This is a genomic window from Flavobacterium aquiphilum (genome assembly GCF_027111335.1).
Lineage (GTDB): Bacteria > Bacteroidota > Bacteroidia > Flavobacteriales > Flavobacteriaceae > Flavobacterium > Flavobacterium aquiphilum.
Map to the genome: position 1 here is coordinate 2346947 of NZ_CP114288.1, position 25398 is coordinate 2372344.

Annotated in this window: 25 protein-coding genes; 23 read left to right on the top strand and 2 right to left on the bottom strand. The window is 34.0% G+C overall.

Annotated elements, in window-relative coordinates:
• Nucleotides 1-197: 197 nt before the first annotated feature.
• From pfkA to OZP12_RS09795, 4 genes are all read left to right on the top strand, one after another.
• Complete coding sequence (gene pfkA / locus OZP12_RS09780; protein WP_281228903.1) at nucleotides 198-1184, top strand: 6-phosphofructokinase; 987 nt, start codon at nucleotides 198-200, stop codon at nucleotides 1182-1184.
• Between the two features lie 55 nt (nucleotides 1185-1239).
• The gene (gene gap, locus OZP12_RS09785) at nucleotides 1240-2244 is read left to right on the top strand and encodes a type I glyceraldehyde-3-phosphate dehydrogenase (protein ID WP_281228904.1); all 1005 of its coding nucleotides are present in this window, start codon (nucleotides 1240-1242) and stop codon (nucleotides 2242-2244) included.
• Between the two features lie 218 nt (nucleotides 2245-2462).
• Nucleotides 2463-3317 carry an N-acetylglucosamine kinase gene (locus tag OZP12_RS09790; RefSeq protein WP_281228905.1) on the top strand — a complete coding sequence of 285 codons (855 nt, stop codon included), beginning with the start codon at nucleotides 2463-2465 and terminating at the stop codon, nucleotides 3315-3317.
• Between the two features lie 9 nt (nucleotides 3318-3326).
• Complete coding sequence (locus OZP12_RS09795) at nucleotides 3327-3701, top strand: methylglyoxal synthase (RefSeq protein ID WP_281228906.1); 375 nt, start codon at nucleotides 3327-3329, stop codon at nucleotides 3699-3701.
• Here OZP12_RS09795 and OZP12_RS09800 read toward each other — a convergent pair.
• Nucleotides 3682-4062: a RidA family protein gene (locus OZP12_RS09800; protein ID WP_281228907.1), complete on the bottom strand. Its 381-nt coding sequence runs from the start codon at nucleotides 4060-4062 to the stop codon at nucleotides 3682-3684. The two genes, OZP12_RS09795 and OZP12_RS09800, sit on opposite strands and share 20 nt — an antisense overlap.
• A 24-nt stretch (nucleotides 4063-4086) precedes the next feature.
• The gene (locus OZP12_RS09805) at nucleotides 4087-6810 is read right to left on the bottom strand and encodes a putative LPS assembly protein LptD (RefSeq protein WP_281228908.1); all 2724 of its coding nucleotides are present in this window, start codon (nucleotides 6808-6810) and stop codon (nucleotides 4087-4089) included.
• A gap of 77 nt (nucleotides 6811-6887) precedes the next feature.
• Here OZP12_RS09805 and OZP12_RS09810 point away from each other — a divergent pair, with 77 nt between their 5' ends.
• From OZP12_RS09810 to OZP12_RS09900, 19 genes are all read left to right on the top strand, one after another.
• Nucleotides 6888-8036 (top strand): N-acetylmuramoyl-L-alanine amidase family protein, encoded by a 1149-nt coding sequence (locus tag OZP12_RS09810; protein WP_281228909.1) that lies wholly within the window; start codon nucleotides 6888-6890, stop codon nucleotides 8034-8036.
• A 45-nt stretch (nucleotides 8037-8081) separates the two neighbouring features.
• The gene (locus OZP12_RS09815; RefSeq protein WP_281228910.1) at nucleotides 8082-9032 is read left to right on the top strand and encodes an MlaD family protein; all 951 of its coding nucleotides are present in this window, start codon (nucleotides 8082-8084) and stop codon (nucleotides 9030-9032) included.
• Nucleotides 9033-9044: 12 nt separating this feature from the next.
• The gene (locus OZP12_RS09820) at nucleotides 9045-10376 is read left to right on the top strand and encodes a 4Fe-4S dicluster domain-containing protein (RefSeq protein ID WP_281228911.1); all 1332 of its coding nucleotides are present in this window, start codon (nucleotides 9045-9047) and stop codon (nucleotides 10374-10376) included.
• Between the two features lie 179 nt (nucleotides 10377-10555).
• Nucleotides 10556-11347 (top strand): (Fe-S)-binding protein, encoded by a 792-nt coding sequence (locus OZP12_RS09825; protein WP_281228912.1) that lies wholly within the window; start codon nucleotides 10556-10558, stop codon nucleotides 11345-11347.
• 11 nt (nucleotides 11348-11358) lie between these two features.
• Complete coding sequence (locus OZP12_RS09830) at nucleotides 11359-12132, top strand: phosphatase PAP2 family protein (protein WP_281228913.1); 774 nt, start codon at nucleotides 11359-11361, stop codon at nucleotides 12130-12132.
• A 62-nt stretch (nucleotides 12133-12194) separates the two neighbouring features.
• Nucleotides 12195-12677 carry an ABC transporter ATPase gene (locus OZP12_RS09835; protein WP_281228914.1) on the top strand — a complete coding sequence of 161 codons (483 nt, stop codon included), beginning with the start codon at nucleotides 12195-12197 and terminating at the stop codon, nucleotides 12675-12677.
• 18 nt (nucleotides 12678-12695) lie between these two features.
• Entirely contained in the window at nucleotides 12696-13310 is a 615-nt protein-coding gene (locus tag OZP12_RS09840) for a phosphatase PAP2 family protein (protein ID WP_281228915.1), read from the top strand.
• Between the two features lie 555 nt (nucleotides 13311-13865).
• Nucleotides 13866-14303, top strand: coding sequence for a hypothetical protein (locus OZP12_RS09845; RefSeq protein WP_281228916.1), 438 nt, complete (start codon nucleotides 13866-13868; stop codon nucleotides 14301-14303).
• 324 nt (nucleotides 14304-14627) lie between these two features.
• Nucleotides 14628-15182 carry a glycosyltransferase family 9 protein gene (locus OZP12_RS09850; protein ID WP_281228917.1) on the top strand — a complete coding sequence of 185 codons (555 nt, stop codon included), beginning with the start codon at nucleotides 14628-14630 and terminating at the stop codon, nucleotides 15180-15182.
• Nucleotides 15179-15730 (top strand): glycosyltransferase family 9 protein, encoded by a 552-nt coding sequence (locus tag OZP12_RS09855; RefSeq protein ID WP_281228918.1) that lies wholly within the window; start codon nucleotides 15179-15181, stop codon nucleotides 15728-15730. The genes OZP12_RS09850 and OZP12_RS09855 overlap by 4 nt, the downstream gene beginning before the upstream one ends.
• A 106-nt stretch (nucleotides 15731-15836) precedes the next feature.
• Nucleotides 15837-16154, top strand: a complete 318-nt coding sequence (locus OZP12_RS09860; RefSeq protein ID WP_281228919.1) for a DUF6660 family protein — start codon at nucleotides 15837-15839, stop codon at nucleotides 16152-16154.
• 110 nt (nucleotides 16155-16264) lie between these two features.
• Nucleotides 16265-19405 carry an efflux RND transporter permease subunit gene (locus OZP12_RS09865; RefSeq protein ID WP_281228920.1) on the top strand — a complete coding sequence of 1047 codons (3141 nt, stop codon included), beginning with the start codon at nucleotides 16265-16267 and terminating at the stop codon, nucleotides 19403-19405.
• 29 nt (nucleotides 19406-19434) lie between these two features.
• The gene (locus OZP12_RS09870) at nucleotides 19435-19800 is read left to right on the top strand and encodes a four helix bundle protein (protein WP_281228921.1); all 366 of its coding nucleotides are present in this window, start codon (nucleotides 19435-19437) and stop codon (nucleotides 19798-19800) included.
• A gap of 36 nt (nucleotides 19801-19836) precedes the next feature.
• A complete protein-coding gene (locus tag OZP12_RS09875) occupies nucleotides 19837-21036 on the top strand; it encodes a TolC family protein (RefSeq protein WP_281228922.1) in 1200 nt (399 codons plus the stop codon).
• 83 nt (nucleotides 21037-21119) lie between these two features.
• Nucleotides 21120-22343, top strand: a complete 1224-nt coding sequence (locus OZP12_RS09880; protein WP_281228923.1) for an efflux RND transporter periplasmic adaptor subunit — start codon at nucleotides 21120-21122, stop codon at nucleotides 22341-22343.
• 143 nt (nucleotides 22344-22486) lie between these two features.
• Nucleotides 22487-22855, top strand: coding sequence for a hypothetical protein (locus OZP12_RS09885; protein WP_281228924.1), 369 nt, complete (start codon nucleotides 22487-22489; stop codon nucleotides 22853-22855).
• A gap of 223 nt (nucleotides 22856-23078) precedes the next feature.
• Nucleotides 23079-23642: a DUF3347 domain-containing protein gene (locus OZP12_RS09890; protein WP_281228925.1), complete on the top strand. Its 564-nt coding sequence runs from the start codon at nucleotides 23079-23081 to the stop codon at nucleotides 23640-23642.
• A gap of 1 nt (nucleotide 23643) precedes the next feature.
• Nucleotides 23644-24114 carry a heme-binding domain-containing protein gene (locus OZP12_RS09895; protein ID WP_281228926.1) on the top strand — a complete coding sequence of 157 codons (471 nt, stop codon included), beginning with the start codon at nucleotides 23644-23646 and terminating at the stop codon, nucleotides 24112-24114.
• Nucleotides 24115-24119: 5 nt separating this feature from the next.
• Nucleotides 24120-25397 (top strand): efflux RND transporter permease subunit, encoded by a 1278-nt coding sequence (locus tag OZP12_RS09900; RefSeq protein ID WP_281228927.1) that lies wholly within the window; start codon nucleotides 24120-24122, stop codon nucleotides 25395-25397.
• The last annotated feature ends 1 nt before the right edge of the window (nucleotide 25398 follow it).

Here is a 25398-nt window from a genome sequence, read left to right on the forward strand (position 1 = left end):
TTGCATTGATGATTTGATAATTGTTGCAGTTAATTAGTCAATTAATAGTGTTTTCTTAAAAAAACTAACAGTTTTTTTTAAATTGTGAAAACTTATCAACGAAAACGTTTGAATTGCTGTCGTTTTATTAAAATGTTAGAAAGGTGCCCTAAAATATATTCGATATTTGCTAAATTTACACTTTAATACTTAAAAAAATGTCAAAAACAATAAAAAAGATAGGCGTTCTAACCTCTGGAGGAGATTCTCCAGGAATGAATGCCGCTATCCGTTCTGTTGTACGAACATGTGCTTTTCATAATATAGGATGTGTTGGTATTTATAGAGGATATCAAGGAATGATTGAAGGGGATTTTAAAGAAATGGGCCCCCGTAGTGTTAATAATATAGTAAATAAAGGAGGGACTATTTTAAAGTCAGCTCGTTCTATGGATTTTAAAACTCCTGAAGGACGTAAAAAAGCTCATGAAAATTTAGTCAAGGCTGGAGTTGATGCCCTTGTGGTGATAGGAGGAGACGGATCGTTTACCGGAGCATTATTGTTTAATTCAGAATATGGTTTTCCTGTAATGGGAATTCCAGGAACAATTGACAACGACATATTTGGTACAAGCCATACTTTAGGTTATGATACCGCTTTAAATACTGTTGTTGAGGTAATTGATAAAATTCGTGATACCGCAAGTTCTCATAACAGATTATTTCTTATAGAAGTAATGGGACGTGATGCAGGGCATATTGCATTGAATGCAGGTATTGGTGCAGGAGCTGAAGAAATTCTTATTCCAGAAGAAGATCTAGGATTGGATCGTTTATTAGATTCTTTGAGAAAAAGTAAAGCAGCTGGAAAATCATCAAGTATAGTGGTAATTGCTGAAGGTGATAAAATAGGTAAAACTGTTTTTGAACTGAAAGATTATGTAGAATCAAATTTCCCTGAATATGACGTTCGTGTATCGGTTTTAGGACATATGCAAAGAGGTGGGGCTCCATCATGTTTTGATAGGGTTTTGGCCAGTCGTCTAGGTGTTAAAGCTGTTGAAAGTCTATTGGAAGGAAAATCTAATTATATGGTAGGTTTATTGGCTGACAAAGTCGAACTTACTCCATTAGAATTGGCAATTAAAGGGCACAGTGAAATCGATTTGGATTTATTGCGTGTTTCTGATATCATGTCAATCTAAAATTAAAATAACAAGAAGAATAATAACAAGAACAAATAATTAAAATTAAATAACAATGTCAAAAGTAAAATTAGGAATAAACGGATTTGGTAGAATTGGAAGAATTGTTTTCAGAGAAACTTTCAATAGAGACAATGTAGAGGTAGTAGCAATTAACGATTTGCTAGATGTTGATCACTTAGCGTATTTATTGAAATATGATTCAGTTCACGGCCGTTTTAATGGAACAGTTGAAGTAAAAGACGGAGAATTGTATGTAAACGGTAACCATATCCGTGTAACAGCTGAAAGAAATCCAGCTAACTTAAAATGGGATGAAGTAGGTGTTGATGTAGTAGCTGAAAGTACTGGTATCTTTACTACAATTGACACTGCTAACGAGCACATTAAAGGTGGTGCAAAAAAAGTAATTATTTCTGCTCCTTCTGCTGATGCTCCAATGTTTGTAATGGGAGTAAACCACGAAACTGCAAAAGCTTCAGATGTAATCGTTTCTAACGCTTCTTGTACTACAAACTGTTTAGCTCCTTTAGCTAAAGTTATCAACGATAATTTTGGAATTGTTGAAGGTTTAATGACTACTGTACACGCTACAACTTCAACTCAAATGACAGCTGACGGACCTTCTAGAAAAGACTGGAGAGGTGGACGTGCTGCTGCAATCAATATCATTCCTTCTTCAACTGGAGCTGCTAAAGCTGTTGGAAAAGTTATTCCTTCTTTGAATGGAAAATTAACAGGTATGGCTTTCCGTGTTCCTACTGCTGACGTTTCTACAGTAGATTTAACTGTAAAATTAGCTAAGGAAACTACATACGAAGAAATTATGTCAGTTTTGAAAAATGCTTCTGAAACTAACATGAAAGGTATTTTAGGATATACTGAAGATGCTGTTGTATCTCAAGACTTTATTTCTGATAAAAGAACTTCAATCGTTGATGCTACTGCAGGAATTGGATTAAATTCAACTTTCTTCAAATTAGTATCTTGGTATGATAATGAGTATGGATATTCAAGTAAATTAATTGACTTGGCAGTACATATTTCTTCTTTGAAATAAGAAAAATAATTCAATAAATCCCATTAATTCAATTTAATGGGATTTATTTTTTGTTCAATTTAATATTCCCTGGAAATTGGATTGTATTTAAAATGAGGAACAAATTCACCAATTAAACAAATAATATGAAATGAGCATGACCGTAAATTGGGTGCAGCAACCAATGAAGAGATGCGAATTACATGTGATCGATAAAAAACAATAAATAATATCTACATATGAAATTAATAGTTGATAGTGGTTCTACTAAAGCAGATTGGATTGCAATAGACGACAATGGAAAAGTTATGTTTACCACACAAACATTAGGTTTAAATCCAGAAATACTTGATAAACATGAAATTATTGATCGTTTGAACGATCGTTTTGATATATTACAAAATAAAAAAAATGCAACGCATTTGTTTTTCTATGGTGCAGGTTGCGGTACTGATAGAATGAAAATTTTTCTTTCTCAGGTTTTTAAAGAATATTTTACAAATGCTATAGTTATTGTTGAAGAAGATACTTATGCTGCTGTTTTTGCTACTACGCCTAAAGGTGAAAAAGCAATTGTAAGTATATTAGGTACAGGTTCAAACTGCAGTTATTTTGACGGTAAAGTTTTAGAACAAAAAATACAGTCATTAGGTTATATAGTAATGGATGATTGTAGCGGAAACGTTTTTGGAAAAAGACTGATCAGAAAGTACTATTTTAATAAAATGCCAAAAGAATTGGCTAATGTATTTGAAAAGGATTATGATGTTGATCCTGATTATATCAAAAATAAATTGTACAAAGAGCCAAATCCAAATGCTTATCTTGCGACTTTTGCCAAATTTTTGATTCAACATAAAGAGCATGAATTTTGCAGAAAGATAATTTTTAAGGAAATGAAATCTTTTATTAAAAATCAGATTACTCAATTTGAAAACTGCAGAGAGGTACCTGTTCATTTTGTAGGCTCCATTGCATTTTACTTAAAAGACGAATTAGCTGAGATTTTTGAAAAATACGACCTAAAATTGGGTACGGTGTTAAGAAGACCAATAGATGGTTTGATTGCTTATCACGTAGCTAATAATAATTAATATAAATTTATGGAAATAGCAATTATTGCGCATGACGGTAAAAAAGAAGATATAGTTAAATTTCTAATTAAAAACCGTGAAGTGTTTCAGCAAGAAAAAATACAGTTTATTGCAACTGGAACAACCGGAGGTAGAGCAGAGGCGGCAGGTTTTAAAACTACAAGAATGCTTTCAGGTCCGTTGGGAGGTGATGCTCAAATTGCAGGAAGAGTTGCCGAAGGTAAAACTCAAATGGTCTTGTTCTTCAAAGATCCTCTTTCAAGTCATCCGCATGAGGCTGATGTAAATATGCTTATACGCGTTTGTGATGTGCATAATGTGCCGTTGGCAACAAATGAAGCAACGGCGCAATTATTGGTTAATGCTATCGCACAGCTATCATAGATATTTCCACATTTACATTTTTTGGCAAACAAGCCACTTGAACCGTTTCACGAGCTGGAGCGGTTTTTTCATTAAAATAAGACCCGTAAACGGTATTTATTTTTCCAAAATCATTCATGTCCATAATAAAAATGGAGGCTTTTACCACATTTTCAAATGTCATTCCAGCTTCTTCAAGAATCGCTTTCAAGTTCTCCATTACTTGTTTGGTTTCCGATTCAATATTGTCTGCAACCAATTCCATAGTTGCAGGATTTAATGGGATTTGGCCTGAAATGTATAAGGTGTCACCTTTTAATACAGCTTGATTATAAGGTCCGATAGGTGCTGGAGCATTTTCGGTGTAAATTATTGTTTTCATAGTTAAGATGAGTTTAGGATAGATCTATTGATTGGTAAGCTTTCTTTTTTCCCATTTGATGTCGCTTAGGACTCCAGATTTGATTCCGATGTAAAAATTCCAGCTGGAATTTGTTCCGAAAGGAGTCCAGTTAAAATCCATTCTCCAGCTCATCAAATCTCTTTCAAAACGTAATTGAGTGAAAGTTACACCATTTTGAACAAAATCGTATCCTGTAGAAACCCCAGCTTTCCATTTTGGAGTTAAATCAGTATTCATAGAAATCATGACGGAATTTCCTGTGATTTTTTTCTCTCGGTTATTATTTCCGTAAGTCAGGGAATAGGCAAAGGTCATGTCCCAGGGTAATTTTGTCCTAAAAAATTCACTAACGACGTCTTTTCCTTCGTCCTCTTCATTAAACTGGCTTTTTCTTTGGCTTCCTACATCAATATCTGAACCAAATAAATCGTCTTCACGTCCTCCATTTCTCCTTTGTTGGGTATTCTTGTCTTTTTTTTCCTCCTTTTTGCTGGACAAAGAGTAGTTCATGGTCAAATTTGCACTTGTCATTCTGAAAAGACTTCCACCGTTATTGATGTTGAAAGTGTTAATTCTGTTTCCGGAGTTATCAATTGCGTATGGATCTAAAGTCGCTCCAAAATTGGCACTCAATTTATTATCAAAGAACTGTGTTCCACCACTTACCCTTACAGGTGCCCAGTTAAGTTCTTTTGCATCAAAATTGTAACTTGTAGAAAGGTTTAAGTTGTTAAGCAGCATTATTTTCTTTGGTTCAGTTTTGGTCGTATCTTTATCTGCTACTTTGGCCTCAAAGGTGTTACTAAGGTTTATTCCAAGGAAATTAGAGCTGCTTTTACCTGGAGCGCCATACATACCGCCTTCAAATCGCGTGTAATCAGTTTGCATTCTACCACTGGCATCTGTTGCATAAGTATCGTAGTATTTCTCGAAACTAGGAGTATAACTATGCGAAATCGATGGGCGCATTACGTGTCGGATCGATTTGATCATTTTATCTTCTCCGAAATTGAATGTACCATAAATTGTTGTTCCTACGCTTGTAGAAGAAGAATAGGTTCTAAATGCGTCAAAACCAGGGATTTCTTTAGTAACTACAGTGCTTAAATTATTATCATAAGTTTTTTCGATGGTTTTGAAATACCAAACTTCTTCATAATTCATCGAAGTGGAAACACTGAAATACTTGAAGACTTTAAAGTTGGTACTTAATGGAACTGTATGTTGGAAACCAATTTCGGAATTTCGGAACATTTCGGGTTTAAAAAACAAAGAGTCAGTTGTTTTAAAACTGTTTCTACCGTTTAGGTTATATTGTAAGTTGATATTTTTGAAAAAACCTTTTTTGGCGCCGTCATTCGAAGCAAATGGATAAATACGATCCAAACTAAACTGTAAGGTAGGAAGAGTCATATTGATCTCTTTGGTGTTCGTATTTTGCGAATGGGTTGCTGTCAACGATAATCGACCTTCTGGAATAGTATGGAAAACAGTACTGTAGGATATGGAAGAACTCAGAGAGTTGTTTAATTGAGATCCGACATTGACTTGATTAATTGTTTTTTGGTAATATTGACTACTTCCTAAGTTTACCGATGCCGAAAAGGTGGAATTTGGGCTAGATTTTGAATCCTGCGAATGAGACCATTGAATATTGTAAATTTTAGTTTTTGAATAATCGGGATACCCTCTTTCGCTTACGATATTGTTCTCAAATCGGAGATTGACACTTCCTTGAAATTTATATCGTTTGGCATAGGATGATTGCGCGTTAATACCATAACTTCCGTTGGTATAGTAATCCCCGAGCAGTGTTAAATTATAATGGTCACTTAAAGCAAAATAATATCCTCCGTTTTGTAGAGAAAATCCTTTGGTATTTGAGTCGTTATATGAAGGTAATATAATCCCTGATACACTTGTTTCTTTTGAAAGTGGAAAATAAGCAAAGGGAAGGATTAATGGGGTAGGTACACCCTCAATTACCATATTGGTAAAACCGGTAACAATTTTTTTCCCGGGAATAAATTTTATTTTATTGGTTTGAAAATAATATTCAGGATCATCAATGTCTTTTGCTGTTGTAAATCGTGCTCCTTTTAGAAAGTAAACAGAGTCATTTTCCTTTTTTGTGATAGCTGCTTTTACATTGAATTCGCTTTGAGTGGTTCTAGAGTTCCAAATCAATGCTTTTTTTGTTTTAAAATTAAAGCGAATGGAGTCCGGTTCTATAACATTTTCACCCTGTTTGAAATTTGGATATTGAGTGTAATTACCAAGAGAATCTTTTATTCTTCCCGCATAAACCTCATTTTTTTCATAATCCATGACAATAATACCAGATTTTAATTCAATATCCTGGTAATATAATTCGGCTTTGTCGTATAAAGTGATGAGTTTTTTCTTTTGCTGAATCTTGGCATATTTTTCTGCCACATACCTAACTTGGCCATCAAGAAAGCCTTTTTTAACTTTTATAGTGTCTAGTTTTACCGTATCGGTAGCTGTTTCTGCTACAGTTGCTTTAGTATTGTCTTCAATTTTTTGTTTTTTAACTTCTTGATTCTTAGAAGGGATTGGGGTTTGTTTCTTTTTTAAATCTTGTGAATACAGATTTGAGCAACCTAAAGATAGGAAAATTGATAGTAAAACGATATTAAATAAGTTTGTATGCAAAGGTTTAAATGCTATTTTTGTATGTTGAAGAATCGGGTATTCGTGTGCCAAAATTACTATAATTTTTTGGCAAAAATAGTCAAATCATAAATTTATAACGGAAGACTTATAATTAAATTAACTATTAGATGTTTATATCAAAAAAAATAAAAATAGCTTTTACATTCATATTGACAATGTTAGCTATTGATTCCTTCAGTCAATCCAATGATTTTAGAGTTACATTAGATGCCGGTCATGGAGATCATGATTTTGGTGCTGTATATAGTGGAAGGATTGAAAAGAATATAGCATTAGCAATTGTTTTGAAGGTCGGTAAGATTTTGGAAGCCCAACCAAAAATTGATGTTATATACACTAGAAAAACGGATGTTTTTGTTGATTTGGTGGAGCGTGCCAATATTGCCAACAGAGCAAATTCTCATATTTTTGTTTCTATTCATTGTAATGCAAATAAAAATACTGCCGCAGATGGTACTGAAACCTATGTGATGGGTATGAATAAAATTGCTTCGAACCTTGAAGCTGCCAAAAAAGAGAACTCTGTAATTACACTAGAGAAAGATTATAAAAAGAAGTATGAAGGTTTTGATCCAAATTCTCCGGAAACAATGATCGGAATGACTTTGATGCAAGAAGAATATTTGGACAACAGTATTTCGTTAGCGAGTAAAGTCGAGGATAAATTTGCTTTGCTGGGGAAAAAATTGAGACATGGAGGAGTGAAACAAGCTCCTTTTATGGTTCTTCATAAAGCGTATATGCCTAGAGTTTTGATTGAAACCGGTTTTGTTTCAAATCCGACGGAAGGAGATTTACTGAACTCTGAAGAAGGTCAAAATGACATTGCACGAGCAATTGCTGATGCAATCATAAGTTATAAATTTGAATTTTACGGTGACGGAGATGTAGAAGATGTAGGTGAAAAGCCTTCGCAAATCCTTAAAGAAAATACCGAAAAGGAAAAAGAAACTAAAGTTCCTGAAGTATTTAAACCGACAACTGTTAAAGGTGATTCTACAGGTTCTATTTATAAAATTCAGCTTTTGGCAAGTCAAAAAAAAATAGCATTGGTGCCTAAAAATTTTAAGGGATTACAAAATGTTTCAATTGTTTATGAAGATAATATCTATAAATATCTCTATGGTGAAACAGCTGATTATGAGAAAGCCAAAAGTCAATTAAGTGAAGCAAAATCCAAAGGTTATGATTCGGCTTTTATGATTGCTTTTAAAAACGGAAAAAAAATAAGCATTCAGGAAGCAACCAAACAATAAGTTAGGATATTTTATATTAAATTTGCCCATTAAAAAATAAAAATTTTGAAAATTACAAGAGAAATAAAAACTGCCATTTTAGTTATTACATCAATTTCATTATTCATTTGGGGATACAGTTTTTTAAAAGGAAAAGACCTTTTCAACAGATATAAAACTTTTTATGTTGAATACGCAAATGTAGAAGGACTTGCGCCTTCGGCACCGGTGACAATCAATGGACTAAATATTGGTATCGTAAAAACCATTTCGATTAAAGATAATGGAACTTTATTAGCCGAATTACAAATAAATACTGATTTTCCAATATCAAAATCAAGTACAGCCACAATCTATGATGCTAGTCTTATAGGAGGTAAACAAGTAGCTATACATCCTAATTATGCTGACAAAAATATTGCTGAAAGCGGCGATTACTTAAAAGGAAATTTAGAAGCGGGCATGATGGCTGCATTAGGAGATAAAATGTCTCCGGTTATGGTTAAAGTTGAGAAATTAATGGCGAGTGCCGATCAGTTGATAACTAGTTTCAATTCTGTTTTGGATGCAAAAGGGCAAGCAGATTTGAAAAAGACTTTATCCGAACTTAGCGCTACCATGGAGCAGTTTCATAAAGTAGCCTCAAACGCCAATGTGATTTTGGACGAAAACAAAGGACAATTGAAAGGCGTGGTTTCTAATTTTAATAAAGTTTCTGATAATTTCGTTAAAATTTCCGATTCGTTGAATAAAGCCGATTTGGGTCAGACGGTTAAGAATTTAAATTCGACTTTAAGCAAAGTTGATGGTTTAATGAGAGATATGGAAGCCGGAAAAGGTACGATGGGTAAATTGATGAAGGACGAAGCCATGTATAAAAACCTGGAAAGAACTTCTAAAGAATTGGAATTACTGTTACAAGATGTAAGATTGAATCCTACGCGTTATATTAATGTTTCTGTTTTTGGTAAAAAGAACAAGCCGTATGTTTCGCCAGAAGAATCAGTAACAAAATAAAAACTACTATCTATGAGTTACCTTAGTAATGTGTTATTTGCCATAGTTTTGATTATTGGATTCGGATATTTTTATTCGAATGTGAAGAAAATCATTAGAAATATTAAGCTAGGAGTTGATGTCGATCGCAACGATAATTCAAAGGCTCGCTGGAGAAATATGCTAATGATTGCTTTAGGGCAATCCAAAATGGTAAAGAGACCCGTTGCTGGTGTACTTCATATTATAGTTTATGTTGGTTTCGTGATTATCAACATTGAGCTTCTGGAAATTATTATCGACGGTTTATTTGGAACCCATAGGGTTTTTGCTCCGATTGGGGTTGCATACGATTTTTTAATCGGTTCTTTTGAGATATTGGCATTACTGGTATTGGTTTCAGTTAGTGTGTTTTTAATTAGAAGAAACATCATTAAACTAAAAAGATTCATCCACTCGGATTTAAAAGGTTGGCCAAAAGGCGATGCTAATTGCATCCTGTATTTTGAAATTACTTTAATGTCCTTGTTTTTTTTAATGAATGCCACGGATTTGCATTTGCAAAATGTACCCGGCGGATTTTCTCATTTTATAAAAGCAGGTTCTTTTCCTATTAGCCAGTTTATTGCTCCATTATTCAACGGAATGTCCAATGAATTGGTAATGATGTTAAATGAAGTCTTTTGGTGGTTGCATATCGTTGGTATTTTGGTTTTTATGAATTATTTATATTTCTCAAAACACCTGCATATTTTATTGGCTTTTCCTAATACGTATTTTGCCAATTTAAATCCGCAAGGGCAATTTGATAATTTGGCATCAGTAACTGCAGAAGTGAAATTAATGATGGATCCAAATGCCGATCCATTTGCGGCGGCACCAGCTTCGGAAAATGAAGTTCCTGCTAAATTTGGAGCCAGTGATGTTCAGGATTTAAATTGGGTTCAGTTATTAAATGCCTATACGTGTACCGAATGCGGGCGTTGTACTTCTTCTTGTCCTGCCAATCAAACAGGCAAAAAATTATCTCCACGTAAAATCATGATGGATACAAGAGATAGATTAGAAGAAGTAGGGAAAAATATCGATGCTAATAAAGGCGTTTTTGTACCGGACAATAAATCGCTTTTAAACGATTATATCACTCCCGAAGAATTATGGGCTTGTACATCCTGCAACGCTTGTGTGGAAGAATGCCCTGTAAATATCAGTCCGCTTTCAATCATTATGGATATGAGACGTTATCTTGTGATGGAGCAAAGTGCCGCACCAATGCCTTTAAATGCAATGATGACAAATATTGAAAATAATGGTGCACCATGGCAATACAGCCAACAGGATCGTTTGAATTGGAAAAATGAATAAGAAATCCCCTCCCCAGCCCTCCCCTTCGGGGAGGGAGGTAAAGTAGGAAGATAAGAGCGTAACATAGCTAGTGTTTTAAAATGATTTTAAAATAGTTAAGTAAAAATATAAAATAACATATTCACTTCTTGCCTCCCTCCCCTTCGGGGAGGGTTGGGGTGGGGATAAAGATTAATACAATGTCAGAAAATTTAGTTGTGCCAACAATGGCCGAAATGCTAGCTCAAGGAAAACAACCAGAAGTTTTATTTTGGGTAGGTTGTGCAGGAAGTTTTGACGATAGAGCAAAGAAAATAACAAAAGCGTTTGTTCGGATTTTAAATCGTGCCAATGTTTCCTTTGCCGTTTTGGGTACAGAAGAAAGTTGTACTGGTGATCCCGCAAAAAGAGCAGGAAATGAGTTTTTATTTCAAATGCAGGCCATGATGAATATTGAAGTGCTTAATGCTTATGAAATAAAAAAAATAGTAACTGCTTGTCCGCATTGTTTTAATACTTTAAAAAATGAATACTCAGGATTGGGAGGAGATTATGAAGTAGTTCATCACACAGAGTTTCTTAAATCATTGTTGGATTCAGGGCGTTTAACTATCGAGGGAGGACAATTTAGAGGAAAACGAATTACTTTCCATGATCCATGTTATTTGGGCAGAGCCAATAATGTATATGAAGCGCCAAGGGATTTAATCCAAAAATTGGATGCCGAATTAGTCGAAATGAAGCGTTCCAAAGCAAATGGTTTGTGTTGTGGTGCCGGTGGAGCGCAGATGTTTAAGGATGCAGAGCCAGGTAATAAAGAAATCAATGTGGAAAGAACTGAAGATGCACTTGAAACAAAGCCTGACATTATCGCAGCAGGTTGTCCTTTTTGCAACACCATGATGACTGATGGTGTAAAGCACAAAGAAAAAGAAGGTGATGTAAAAGTAATGGATGTAGCCGAATTGATTGCCAACGCTCAGGATTTGTAAAAAAAGTAGCTATGAGAAAATTTGTTTCCATTTTGATGTTACTAATAGGGAGTTCCTTATTTGCTCAAACGACAGCTAAAATAAATTTTCAAGATTCAATTCCTCATGATTCAACTACTGTTAAGCAATTAAAGTTTAATGTAAAACAATTAATAATCCCTGCGACTTTTATCGGATTTGGGGTAATTGGAATTAATAGCGACCAATTGAAAGATTTAAATTCTGAAATCAGTGAAGAAGTTACAGAGCACATCGACAAACAAATAACCGTTGATGACTTTTTGCAATATGCTCCGGCCGCTTCAGTCTATGCTTTAGGTGCTCTTGGTGTGGAAGGGAAAAATAATCTGAAGGATAAATCGATTATTCTTGGCACTTCGTTTTTGATAATGACGGCTACGGTTACAGGGTTAAAATCCATTACCAAAGTTGAAAGACCGGATCATACCAGTAATAATTCATTTCCATCGGGACATACGGCAACCGCTTTTATGGGAGCTGAATTTTTATATCAGGAATATAAAGATGTTTCTATTTGGTACGGTGTTTCGGGGTATGCAGTTGCTACTTTTACGGGAGCGTTCAGGATGTATAATAATCGTCATTGGCTTACCGATGTTGTTGCAGGTGCGGGAATCGGGATATTGAGTGCAAAAGCGGGCTATTGGTTGTTTCCGACAGTAAATAAATTATTTGCCTCAAAAAGTAATCCAAACAAAAAATCTGCGTTTATTCCTTATTACAACGGCAAGCAAGTAGGATTTGGATATATTTCCTCCTTTTAAATAAAAAAATATAAATTCATAAATCTGCAGTCTAAAATCTGCAATCTAAAATTATAATTACCATGTACGTTCCTTTTGAAAATTTACCGGAAGAATCCAAAATTTGGATTTATCAATCGAATAGAAAATTTTCGGATGCCGAGTTATCTGAAATCGAAAACGATTTGCAATCGTTTCTTAACGAATGGGCCGCACATGGAACTAGTCTTGAATCATCCTATTTGTTGAAATACAATCGTTTTATAATCATTGCAGTAAATCAAGAAGTACAGGCGGCGACAGGTTGTTCTATCGATTCTTCAGTTGAATTTATCCAAGGTTTGGAAAAAAAATACAATGTCGATTTATTGGATAAAATGAATGTAACCTTCAAGCAAGGAGACCATATTGCACACAAACCATTGATGGATTTCAAAAAAATGGTAAAAGACAAATCGGTTACAGAAAACACGATTGTTTTTAATAATTTGGTTAACAATATCGAAGAGTTCAATGAATCTTGGGAAGTTCCTGCAATAGACAGTTGGCACAGCCGATTTTTTTAAACAAATTACAAAGTCAATATGTCTAAATTTTTTTCCCTTTTTGTATTCCTTTTTTGTATTTCAATTTCAAATGCTCAAAATGCAGATATTGATCTTTTAAAGAAAATTAATGGTAATCGAAATACTAATCTCGAATCGACAATGAAAGGGATTACCAATAGTGCGATGCCTGTTAGTTTAGGTACTCCTATAATTATTTATGCTGTTGGTATGATCGAAAAAGACAGTACAACTAAGAAAAAGGCAATTTTCATTGGTGAATCTTTGGCTGCTTCGGTATTTATATCTGTTGCTTTAAAAAGTATAGTTAAGAGGGAAAGACCTTATGAAACATATCCTGAAATAGATAATGTTACCGAAGAATCCAGTTATTCTTTCCCATCGGCACATACGTCTTCAGCTTTTGCAACAGCGACATCATTAAGTATGGTTTATCCCAAATGGTATGTTATTGCGCCGTCTTTTTTATGGGCAGGTGCCGTAGGTTATTCCCGTATGTATCTTGGCGTGCATTATCCTTCCGACGTTTTGGCAGGAGCAATCGTGGGGAGCGGTTCTGCTTTTTTGTGTTATAAATTGAATAAGTGGATTAACAAAAAGAAAATCCGTAAAGTTCCCCAACTTTGGGAATGATGAATTGAAATATACGGTTTCTAAATTGATTGTATTGTAATACCATTTATATATACACAATAGTCCAAAGATGCGAAGTTGTTTTTTTTCAAGACAACAATAAAAATCATTGCATAGCCTTAGTTACGGAATTATTTTTTGAGGAAGTATTGGAGAAAAAGAACAAGTAGATTGGTCTATTTTGTATGTGTAAATGGTATAATATAGAATTTCAATAGAATTAAGCTTTTCGAGGTATATAATTAGTTTGTTTATTATTTGATTTTGAAAAATAGGCATTTCTATAATCATTCTTTGAATTGTTTTGTGAAATGTAAACGTTTCCAAAAGGATTCTACTTCTCATCTGTCACTTGGATTGGGATTGCCCATTGCAAATGAAATAGCTGAAGTTAGCGGATTATCGCTAGCTTATAAGTTTGTAAGCCCAATTCATTCTTTTGTTTTGACAATTAAATAAAAGATTACAATTTCTTTTTTAGCATAGATTTAAAATAGAATTGTATCTAATATTTGTAACAGAAAATTAGAGGCAGCTAACTTTAAATCCAAAAATATGAAATCGAGAGATGTTACTTCCGTCAACCATTTAGGTCCGTGTCGGGAAAACCGAAAAAGTAATTTTGGGAAAGTAGGTGAAAAAGTGTTTTTAATATTTTCGCTAATTTTTTGCGTGACATTATTTATGGAAATGAAAACGTCGCAAAAGAAGGTATCAATACCTAGCATCGTTAGTGAATCATTTCAAAAAGAATTTCCTAATCAAAAAGTACTTTGGACACGAGAAGATGATTTCTACGAAGCTGAATTTAGACACAATGGGATCAGAACTTCTGTTGTCTATGGCAAAATGGGAAATCGCAAAGAATTTGAAGTTGAGATAATAGTTAATGAGCTTCCTTTAACTTCTTTGGATTACTTGAAGAAAAATTATCCTTCAAATAAAATTTTGGAAACGGCAAGAATAAAAGATTATAAAAATAAACTTACATAAGAAGCTGAAATAAGAAAAAAAGGGAAGAATTTTGATATTATTTTTGATGCTTCAGGAAAATTTACTAAGATTGTTGATGGTCAATAGTTTATTATAAATTCTGAAAGAACGATTATTTTATTTGATTTAGTTTTTTAAAACCCATACTGGCATAATATCTAATTGTGTTTCAGAATATTATGTGTTTCTGTGGAAAGCAGAATCATGATGGATGTTTTTTATTGTTTCAATATTAAAAAGGTTTTAAAAAATGATTCACTAAAAAAAGAGAATTACGATTTTAATGAATGAATGGGTTGTGAATTAAGGAAAAATAAAATAATTATGGCAATGGATATCGCTAGGAAGATAAATGGGTTCAGAAGATTTTTGATGCGTCAAATGACGAAGAACATTGGTTCTCGTTCATGTTGTAAAGGTTTGAGTAATAATCCAAATGTTATTAAGAGAGTTTTGATTTGCAGGCCTAATCATCGTTTAGGTAACTTATTACTGATTACGCCCTTATTGCAAGAGATAAATGCAATGTTTCCGGAGGCAAAAATTGACTTGTTTGGAAAAGGTTTTTTGGCTCAGACATTATTTAAAAATTATGAATATGTAGATAATATTTTTGTCTTACCAAAAAAAGCTTTTGACCATTTATTTGAATATTTCAAAGTTTGGTTCGCTATGAGAAGACAACACTACGATATTGTTATAAATGTTGATTGTAATTCATCATCTGGAAGATTGGCTACTCAATTTTCGGATTCTAAATATAGATTTTTTGGTGATGCATCACAGTTTAATTTGTTGCGACATGATGACGATGAGCATATTGCTAAATATCCGGTGTATAATTTTCGTGCTTTTTTAAGCCAAGTGGATTCAAAGTGAATAATTTGCCAGTTGCTCCACTAGATATTAAATTAAGTTCGGTTGAAATAGAAAAAGGGAAGGAAATAGTTAGCAAGTTAGTTGGTAATGAGAAAAGAACTATTTGTTTGTTTACTTTCGCAACAGGTGCTAAATGTTATTCAACAGAATGGTGGGAAGTTTTTTATGGAAAATTGAAAAAAGAATTTCCTGAGTATAATTTCATTGAAGTTTTACCGGTTGAAAATGTTTCCCAAATTTCATTCAAAGCACCAACATTTTATAGTAAAGATGTTTTTGAAATAGGTTCTGTTATAGCCAATACGGATTTGTTTATTGGAGCAGACAGTGGAATTATGCATCTCGCCAGTGCTACAGGAACGCCTACTTTAGGATTGTTTTCGGTCACTTATCTGAATAAATACAAGCCTTATCATGGTTTGAATACTGGTGTAAATGCTAATGGAAATAGTATTGACGATTGTTTGAAATTAGTTGAGAGCATTCTTCTTAAAACTAAGGGGAGGAATGAAATTTTGATTGTTGGTGAAAAAAAAATCAAGAATTGATTCAAGTAGTAGAGGAAACAACTGAAAACTAAGATAAAAATCACTATTTTCTGTTTTTTGAGTAGTAATGATTCTTTTTTTAATTTTAAAATTTAAATTTGTTTTCGTGAAATGGACAAGTACTATATTATCAATTCTTTTTTTACTGCTTTCCTGTTTGCCATGTGCAGATAGGGAAGAGAATAGTTCATCTCAAACTGTTGTTGAAAAAAGCAGTTCAGACCATAATCAGGATTTTGATGCCTGTTCCCCTTTTTGCATTTGCAATTGTTGTAATTCACAAGTTTTTGCCTTCGATAATACCATTTGCAGGTTTGATTTTGTTATTATCAAAAAAGATGTTGAAAACAAAATCCCTGAATACAAATCAATTTTGGCTTCCAATTTCTTCGGAAGTATTTGGCAACCTCCTCAAATAGTGTAATGAAACCTGATTTCAATTTTTATTCAAAATTGGGATCGTAAATTGTGGCTTTTTCACAAATATAATAGATCTTTTTTGGATCAAATTTACTCATTCATTATACTTTAAAAATGATACACAAAATCATTAATTTTTCAGTAAATAACAAACTGATAACAGGAGTTTTATTGGTGATATTTATTGTGCTTGGCGTTTATTCGTTTACACAATTAAGTGTCGATGCACTGCCGGATGTTACCAATAATCAGGTGCAGGTTATTACCACCGCTCCAAATTTAGCTACCCAAGAGGTAGAACAATTTATAACTTACCCATTAGAAACCGAATTTAAGTCATTGATGGATATGGTTGAATTACGGAGTATAAGTCGTTCAGGCTTATCTGTAATTACAATTGTTTTCAAAGACAATGTACCAATTAATATTGCGCGGCAACGTGTTGATGAAAAAATTAATATGGCAAGCGATAATATTCCAAGGCAATATGGTACGCCTGAATTATTACCACCAACTACCGGACTTGGCGAAATATTTCAATATGTGTTGGTTCCTGAAAAAGGTTACGAAAAGAAATATGATTTAACGGAGTTGCGAACGATTGAAGATTGGATTGTTCGACGTCAATTGTTGGGAACTGTTGGAGTTGTCGATGTAAGTAGTTTTGGAGGTAAATTAAAACAATATGAAGTTTCGGTGAAGCCGGATAGACTAGCGGCCAATAATCTTACACTTATAGATGTTTTTGATGCTTTGCAAAACAATAATGAGAACACGGGCGGAAGTTATATTGATAAAGGCCCCAATATTTATTTTATTAGAGGCGAAGGATTAATCCAAAATATCGATGACATCAATAATATTGTGATAAAAAACAATTCAGGTGTTCCCATTTTGATAAAAGACATAGCCGAAGTTAAATTTGGATTTGCGCCCCGATACGGAGCAATGACCCGAAATGGTAAAGGAGAAACGGTTGGAGGTGTGGTTTTGATGCAAAAGGGGGAGAACGCGGTAAGGGTAATTGAACGCGTAAAAGAGCGAATGCAATCTATTGAAAAGTCTTTGCCGAAAGGCGTAAGAATTGATGTTTTTGTTGACAGAACCAAACTTATTAAGAAAACAGTCAGTACAGTTTCGACCAATTTAATGGAAGGAGCGCTAATTGTGATTTTGGTTTTAGTACTGTTTTTAGGTAGTTTACGTGCCGGTTTAATTGTGGCCTCGGTTATTCCTTTGGCAATGCTTTTTGCCATAATCATTATGAATCTTTTTGGGTTGAGTGCCAATTTGATGAGCATGGGGGCTTTGGATTTTGGATTGATAGTCGATGGAGCCGTAATTGTTGTCGAAGCTACTTTGCATATTTTTTCCAAACATTATAAAAGCAATGTCCTTTCTCAAAATAAGATGGATCATGAAGTGGTAAAAAGCACCTCAAAGATTATGAGTAGCGCCATTTTTGGGCAAATAATAATCCTGATTGTTTATATTCCACTGTTTGCTTTAAGTGGTATTGAAGGTAAAATGTTCATGCCAATGGCGCAAACGGTAAGTTTTGCAATTCTTGGGGCATTATTGCTTTCAATTACTTATGTTCCTTGGGCTAGCAGTATCTTTTTAAGCAAAAAAGTCAGTGATGGACCCGATTTCACTGAAAGATTTATTACCAAATTGAACAATTGGTATCAGCCAGTTTTGGCAATCGCCTTGAAAAAAAGAACTCAAGTTATTGGTGCAGCTGTTTTTCTATTTATTGTTTCGATATTTATTTTTAACTCCTTGGGAGGTGAATTTATTCCGGAATTGGATGAAGGCGATTTTGCAATTGAAACGACTTTAAGGCAAGGGACTTCGCTTCCGCAAACGGTGGAAACGTTCGGTTTGATTGAAAAAATATTAAAAGAATTTCCGGAAACAATTGAAGTAGTCAGTAAAATAGGAAGTAGCGAAATACCAACAGATCCAATGCCTGTTCATAATGGCGATGTCATCGTGGTGATGAAAGACAAAAAAGAATGGAAAACGGCCGATGATAAAGAAGAATTGGCTGAGAAAATGAATGAAAAAATTAAGCAGATTCCAGGATGCAATTTATCGTTTGAGCATCCTATTCAAATGCGTTTCAACGAATTGATTGCAGGGGTAAAATCGGATGTTGCAATTAAGATATTTGGTGATAACTTGGATAAATTATACTTGGAAGCCAATAAAGCTGTACCAATTATTAAGGGAATTGAAGGTTTGACGGATATAAAAGTTGAGCAAGTTATTGGGATGCCTCAATTGGTGGTGAAGTACAACCGTAACAAAATAGCACGATACGGTTTAAATATTGCCGAAGTCAACCGAATTTTGAATACAGCTTATGCCGGAGGTGTAACCGGTGTTGTGTATGAAGGGGAGCGCAAATTTGATTTGGTTGTCCGTATTCCAAAAGACAGCAATACCGATATTGATGCTTTAAAATCATTGTTGATTCCAACACCACAAGGAAACCAGATTCCGTTGAATGAAGTCGCTGAAATTTCATTTAAAACCGCTCCGTCCCAAATAAGTCGTGAAGACGCCCAACGAAGAATTGTTATTGAGGCTAATGTTCGCGGACGGGATGTAGAAAGTGTTGTTTTTGAAATTCAAAAGAAATTGGATGCCAAATTAAAATTACCTGAGGGTTATTATATAAAATATGGAGGGCAATTTCAAAATCTCCAAGAAGCCAAAGGGCGATTGTTATTGGCTGTTCCGGTGGCACTTTTGCTTATTTTCTTTTTACTCTTTTTGTCTTTCAACTCTCTCAAAGAAGCAACGATAATTTTTTCAGCAATTCCTTTGGCTTCAATCGGCGGGATTTTCGCTTTATGGACACGTGGAATGAATTTTAGTATTTCGGCAGGAGTCGGTTTTATTGCGCTTTTTGGAGTTGCAGTACTTAATGGTATCGTGCTGATTAGTTATTATAATCAACTAAGAGATGAGGGGGAAGATGATTTATTGCAGCGTATTTACAAAGGAAGCGCTGCCAGATTGCGACCTATTTTGGCGACAGCAACTGTGGCTTCATTAGGTTTCTTACCAATGGCTTTGAGCACAAGCGCAGGTTCCGAGGTTCAAAAACCTTTGGCAACTGTCGTAATTGGGGGTTTATTAACTTCTACATTATTGACTTTATTTGTTTTACCCGTTTTATATTATTTAGTAATGTCAGTGAAAGGTCAAAAGGCAAATAGCAAAAGGCAAAATCGAAAGTTATAAATAAATAATTAAAAAGTTAAACTTATATAATGAACAATTTTAATTTTAAAGAATTAACGGTATATAAAAAAGCATTCTCTTTAGCGATGGAAATATTTAAGATAAGTAAATTATTTCCAAGTGAAGAAAAATATTCACTTACTGATCAAGTAAGGCGTTCGTCAAGAAGTGTTTGTGCAAATTTAGCCGAAGCATACAGAAAGAAAAGATACCCTGCACACTTTATTTCAAAATTGACAGATTGTGATTCCGAAAATTCAGAAACAGGAGTTTGGATTGATTTTGCTTTTGAATGTGGTTACATCGATGAGCAAATTCTAAACTCATTAAGAGCAAAAAATGAGGAAATAGGGAAGTTGCTTAATCATATGATTAATAATCCTGACAAATATTAAAGAATGGAAAACTTAAATAAAAAAAACAAAAAGCAAATGGCAAACAGTAAAATTTGCCTTTTGCAATTTGTCCTTTGCCTTTTGCTTTTTGCCTTTTGCCCTTTATTGAATGCACAAACGTTGTCTTTACAAAATGCATTAGATTTAGCTACTAAAAACTACCCAACAATGCAACAGGCAACTTTGCAAACGGAGCAACAGCAGACGTTAACAAAAACGGCTACAATTTTGGATCCATTTAATATCAATAGTAATTTGGGACAAATGAATAGTAAAGTGTTTGATTACAATGTTGGGGTGGCTCAAGGTTTTAGACTGTCCAATAAAGCAGATAGAAATCTTTTGAATCAAAATGTAAATGTGGCCAAATCCTATGAAGCGGTTACCAAAAGCGAACTGATTAAAAATGTTTCAAGTGTTTATTTTCAATGGATTTACAACGTTCAGCAGTATAATCTGTTACTCGAAATGGACACTGTTTTTGTTGAGTATGAAAAGTATGCAAACAAAAAATTTAACGTTGGCGAAAGCACTAAACTAGAGAAAATTAACGCTGCTTTGCAGCATAAAGATTTAAAAATGCAATTGGCGGAGGCTAATACCCAAGTAACTTTTTATTTGGCAGAATTGCAAAAATGGACAAGAAACAACAATGATTTTCAAGCTCCGGCTAAGTATGAAGCATTGCCCGAAATTAATTTGAATGATAGTACATTGGTTAAAAACCATCCAATCTTACAGCTTTTGCAGCAGCAGATTATTGCAAAAGAATTAGCGATAAAATCAGAAAAAGCAAAGGCTATTCCATCGGTCAACTTGGGAGTAAATGCACAAAGTTTGGACAAAGAAAATCCGTTTTATTTTGGTAGTGTAGGTATTAATATTCCATTATTCAGAAACGGAATTGAAGCGAAAACGCAAGCTGCCAAATTAGAAACCGAAATCGCAAAAAAAGAATTGGAGAAATCCCAACAGGAATTGACAACCATTTATTTGCAGCAATATCAGCTTCAAAAACAGTATTTAAAACAACTTAATTACTATAAAACGGAAGGAATCCCTATGGCGGAAACAATTGTCAACTCGGCACAAAGGCTATATAAATCGGGAGATATTGGCTATATCGAATATACCCAAAACCTGAAAGATGCCAGCAAAATCAAAAACGATTATTTGACCGTAATGAACAATTACAATCAAACGATAATCAATATTCAATATTTATTAAACAAATAAACTAAAAGGCAAATAGCAAATAGCAAAATGCAAATTGTCTATTAATGTAAATGCCTAAATTTTAAAACAATAAATAGTTTAAAATGAATTATAAAAACACAAACTTTAAAACATATTTAAAATCGACTTCGACATCGGTTTTCATTTGCATTTTGCATTTTGCTATTTGCCCTTTGGCATTTGCTATTTGCATTTTAGCTTCATCTTGTAAAAATAATTCAGCAGAAGAGGCTACCGCTAATGAACCAAGGGAATCCACAGGAAAATCAATTGTGACTTTTTCGGACGAACAAATAAAAGCGATTGGTTTGGAATTGGGGACTTTTGAAAAGAAAAACCTAACTACGACATTAAAAATAAACGGAAAATTATCGTTGCCACCACAATATCAAGCACAGGTAAGTATTTTGAGTGGAGGTGTCGTGAAAAACATTTTGGTTCAGGAAGGTGAATTTGTAACGGCGGGAAAACCTTTGGCAACCATTGTAAATACGGAGGTGATTCAATTGCAACAGGATTATTTGGAAAATAATGCCAATCTTATTTATTTGGAAAAAGAGTACGAACGCCAAAAAGAGTTGCGAGATGATAATATTAATGCCGGCAAAACCTATCAACAGGCGCAGAGGGAATTGCAAATTGCGCAGGCCAAGAAAGTGACATTAAGTTCTAAATTGAATCAATTAGGAATTAATGTAAATAGATTATCGTCAAAGAATATTGCAACAAGTATCGTTATTTCTGCCCCAATAAGCGGTTCTATTCAGCATATCAATTTGAGTATGGGAAAATATGCCGATGCTAATGCTGTATTGTTCGAAATTATCGATAACCGATTTTTGCATTTGGATTTGAAAGTGTTTGAAAAAGACATTCACAAAATACAAATTGGGCAGTCTATTACATTTAGTGACGCAAATGATGTTTCGCACACACATCCCGCTAAAATCTATGCGATTAATAAAGCATTCGAACCGAATGAACAAGCGGTGATAGTTCATGCGAAAATGAACGAGATAACCGAAACGCTTTTGCCCGGAATGTATGTGGAAGCTCGTGTGAGAATTGATGACTTTAATACAAACGCATTGCCCACTGAAGCTATTGTCAGCAATGGAAGTGAGCATTTTATTTTTATTTTAATAGGAAAAAATAAGTTTAAAGAAATAAAGGTAAGTACAGGTACATCAGATTTAGGTTTTACCGAAGTTAAAGCAATTGACAAAGTTCCGGCTGATGCCAAAGTGGTAATAAAAGGCGCTTATTATTTATTATCAGAATTGACAAAAGGAAGTGGAGAAGAATAAATAAAATGCATTTTTAAGAAAAATAAAAGGATGTTTGTAACTGATAAACATCCTTTTGATTTCTTTGTATTACATTTTAACAGGTTATTTACAATCAATAATTATAAATTGGTTAAATTTGAACTGAAATAAGAAAAACAGAAATGAATAAATTTCACATTTTAATAATCGTATTATTTGGCTTCTTACTGATGCCAAGTGCAGTTATTGCGTGTGAAAAAAGTTCTGATAAACATTCTTTTACAAAAGAAATGTCTTCCAAAATGTGTAATGACGATTGCTGTAAAAAGGAAAGTCATTCCAAAAACAAAAATCAAGATGGTTGCAGTGGTAAATGCAATCATTCTAAATGCGGTTGTGTTTCTTCTTGCAATACTTCTATTTCAGTTGTTGAATGGAATATTGATACCAATCGTTTTAATTTTTCTTCTGCCAAACAAAATTTTTATAATTCTGAAACCTCAATTTCTACAGGTTTTACTTCTTTGTGGCTTATACCCAAAATAAGCTAAATTAAATTTTGACAGCCATAGGTGTGTCAAATTGAAAGCTGTTCTAGCTTTAAAATCATTATCTTATAAGTTATTCAAAATTATGGAATTATAGCTTTTGCTATTGTTTTATTATTCTATGACTTGTTCAATTCAAAATTATTTAAACTTAAAACAAAACAGCAATTCCCTAAATCGAATATTTTGGGGAAGTCAATTTGTTGTTTATAAAAATTAAAAAAACATGAAAAATCTTATTCTGTCAGCTGTAATAATGTCGTTCATATTGGTTTCTTGCAACCAAAAAAAGCAAGAAGAAACGATTAATACAACCACAAAAACACCAGAAAAAGTGACCGTAAAAGTCAATCCAAATTCTTTTTCGATTAATGAAATTGTAACGGATTATTTGTCTTTAAAAAATGCTTTGACCAAAGACAATTCCAATGCAACTGCCGATGCCGGTAAAGCAATGGTGGAAACTTTGGGAAAATTTGACATGAAAAAATTGTCAGGAGAGCAGATGAAAAGTTATATGGATATTGCCGATGATGTTAAAGAACATGCTACACACATTGGTGATAACGCCGGAAATATTGCCCACCAAAGAGAACATTTTGTTTTATTGAGTAAAGATATCAACGATTTGATAAAAATATTCGGGACAGATCAAAAACTGTATCAGGATTTTTGCCCAATGGCCGATGAAGGAAAAGGGGCAATTTGGATAAGCGAAGTTAAGGAAATCAAAAACCCATATTTTGGTTCGGAAATGCTTACTTGTGGTTCTGTGAGAAAAGAATTCTAGGATGAAAAAAATATTCAAAAAGGTATTTATTATCGGATTAATTATTTTTTTGCTGATGCAGTTCTATCGGCCTGCCCGTAACATAACATTCGGGCAGGATGTGACTGCCGATTTCATAAAAGTTTACAATGTTCCTAAAAATATAGCTGTGATATTGAGGACTTCCTGTTATGATTGTCATAGTAATAACACTAATTATCCTTGGTATTCCAATATTCAGCCTGTTGGTCTTTTTATGGAAAACCATATAAATGAAGGAAAAGAGGATTTGAATTTTAATGAATATGGGAATTATTCGAAACGCAGACAAAATAGCAAACTAGAAGCTATAAGTAAAGAAATAAAACAGAATGAAATGCCTCTTGCTTCTTATACGTTGATCCATAAAAATGCAATTCTTTCTAATGCTCAAAAGCAGGAAGTACTGACTTGGATTAAGAAAGCCAAAGACAGTCTTTCTTCAAAATACTAAATATTATGGTAGAAAAATTAATATCATTTTCATTAAAAAACAGATTTGTTGTTTTACTCATCTCGGTCAGTTTATTTGCTTGGGGAGTGTATAGCGTTCAGCAAAATCCAATAGATGCCATTCCGGATTTGTCCGAAAATCAAGTAATTGTGTTTACGGAATGGATGGGAAGAAGCCCTCAGGTTATCGAATCACAAGTAACTTATCCTTTGGTGTCCAATCTGCAGGGAATCCCAAAAGTGAAGAATATTCGAGGCGCTTCTATGTTTGGAATGAGCTTCGTATATATCGTTTTTGAGGATAATGTCGATGTTTATTGGGCAAGAACCCGGGTTTTGGAAAGGCTGAATTATGCACAACGGTTACTACCTCAAAATGTGGTTCCAACCCTTGGACCTGATGGTACAGGTGTTGGTCATGTTTTTTGGTATCATTTTGAAGCCAATGGAATGGATTTGGGAGAGCAAAGAGCCTTGCAGGATTGGTATGTGAAATTTGCATTGCAAACTGTTCCCGGTGTTGCCGAAGTAGCTTCTTTTGGGGGTTTCGAAAAACAATACCAACTCGTTTTAGATCCTTTGAAAATGCAACATTACAATGTAAGCATAATGGAGGTGATGAACGCAGTAAAGGCTAATAACAATGATGTCGGGGGACGAAAATTCGAAATGAGTAATATGGCATACATCATAAGAGGCTTGGGGTATATTAAAAACAGCAAGGACATAGAAGATATTGCCATAAAAAACTACAATTCTATTCCGGTGCGGATAAAGGATATTGGTTCGATGCAAATGGGCGGAGACTTGCGTTTGGGAATTTTTGACGAAAATGGTACAGGAGAAGTAGTTGGCGGTATAGTGGTAATGCGGTATGGAGAAAATGCCGATAAAGTCATAAAAGCAGTAAAAGCAAAAATGAAAGAAGTGCAGAAAGGATTGCCTGATGGCGTTACTTTTAAAACCTCTTATGATAGAAGTGAATTGATTGAGAAAGCTATCGAATCGGTCAAAGGGACGTTAATGGAAGAAATGATTGCCGTTTCAATAGTGGTATTGGTATTTCTTTTTCATTGGCGAAGCGCATTGATTATTCTGATTCAAATACCAATTTCGGTCGCAGTTGCTTTTATTTTTCTGCAGGCTTTTGGGATATCTTCAAATATTATGTCGCTTACCGGAATTGCTTTGGCAATTGGTGTTTTGGTTGATGACGGAATTGTAATGGTAGAGAATGCCTACAGGACAATTTCTGAGAAACAAGAAGAAATGGATAATAACTAAC

What these genes read in the sequence shown, in the direction of transcription:
- pfkA (WP_281228903.1), top strand. Translation starts at nt 198, where the DNA reads ATGTCAAAAACAATAAAAAAGATAGGCGTTCTAACCTCTGGAGGAGAT.
- OZP12_RS09865 (WP_281228920.1), top strand. Translation starts at nt 16,265, where the DNA reads ATGATACACAAAATCATTAATTTTTCAGTAAATAACAAACTGATAACA.
- OZP12_RS09795 (WP_281228906.1), top strand. Translation starts at nt 3,327, where the DNA reads ATGGAAATAGCAATTATTGCGCATGACGGTAAAAAAGAAGATATAGTT.
- OZP12_RS09840 (WP_281228915.1), top strand. Translation starts at nt 12,696, where the DNA reads ATGTCTAAATTTTTTTCCCTTTTTGTATTCCTTTTTTGTATTTCAATT.
- OZP12_RS09820 (WP_281228911.1), top strand. Translation starts at nt 9,045, where the DNA reads ATGAGTTACCTTAGTAATGTGTTATTTGCCATAGTTTTGATTATTGGA.
- OZP12_RS09900 (WP_281228927.1), top strand. Translation starts at nt 24,120, where the DNA reads ATGGTAGAAAAATTAATATCATTTTCATTAAAAAACAGATTTGTTGTT.
- OZP12_RS09890 (WP_281228925.1), top strand. Translation starts at nt 23,079, where the DNA reads ATGAAAAATCTTATTCTGTCAGCTGTAATAATGTCGTTCATATTGGTT.
- OZP12_RS09830 (WP_281228913.1), top strand. Translation starts at nt 11,359, where the DNA reads ATGAGAAAATTTGTTTCCATTTTGATGTTACTAATAGGGAGTTCCTTA.
- OZP12_RS09895 (WP_281228926.1), top strand. Translation starts at nt 23,644, where the DNA reads ATGAAAAAAATATTCAAAAAGGTATTTATTATCGGATTAATTATTTTT.
- OZP12_RS09850 (WP_281228917.1), top strand. Translation starts at nt 14,628, where the DNA reads ATGGCAATGGATATCGCTAGGAAGATAAATGGGTTCAGAAGATTTTTG.
- OZP12_RS09875 (WP_281228922.1), top strand. Translation starts at nt 19,837, where the DNA reads ATGGCAAACAGTAAAATTTGCCTTTTGCAATTTGTCCTTTGCCTTTTG.
- OZP12_RS09825 (WP_281228912.1), top strand. Translation starts at nt 10,556, where the DNA reads ATGTCAGAAAATTTAGTTGTGCCAACAATGGCCGAAATGCTAGCTCAA.
- OZP12_RS09870 (WP_281228921.1), top strand. Translation starts at nt 19,435, where the DNA reads ATGAACAATTTTAATTTTAAAGAATTAACGGTATATAAAAAAGCATTC.
- OZP12_RS09880 (WP_281228923.1), top strand. Translation starts at nt 21,120, where the DNA reads ATGAATTATAAAAACACAAACTTTAAAACATATTTAAAATCGACTTCG.
- gap (WP_281228904.1), top strand. Translation starts at nt 1,240, where the DNA reads ATGTCAAAAGTAAAATTAGGAATAAACGGATTTGGTAGAATTGGAAGA.
- OZP12_RS09790 (WP_281228905.1), top strand. Translation starts at nt 2,463, where the DNA reads ATGAAATTAATAGTTGATAGTGGTTCTACTAAAGCAGATTGGATTGCA.
- OZP12_RS09835 (WP_281228914.1), top strand. Translation starts at nt 12,195, where the DNA reads ATGTACGTTCCTTTTGAAAATTTACCGGAAGAATCCAAAATTTGGATT.
- OZP12_RS09800 (WP_281228907.1), bottom strand. Translation starts at nt 4,062, where the DNA reads ATGAAAACAATAATTTACACCGAAAATGCTCCAGCACCTATCGGACCT.
- OZP12_RS09845 (WP_281228916.1), top strand. Translation starts at nt 13,866, where the DNA reads ATGAAATCGAGAGATGTTACTTCCGTCAACCATTTAGGTCCGTGTCGG.
- OZP12_RS09810 (WP_281228909.1), top strand. Translation starts at nt 6,888, where the DNA reads ATGTTTATATCAAAAAAAATAAAAATAGCTTTTACATTCATATTGACA.
- OZP12_RS09885 (WP_281228924.1), top strand. Translation starts at nt 22,487, where the DNA reads ATGAATAAATTTCACATTTTAATAATCGTATTATTTGGCTTCTTACTG.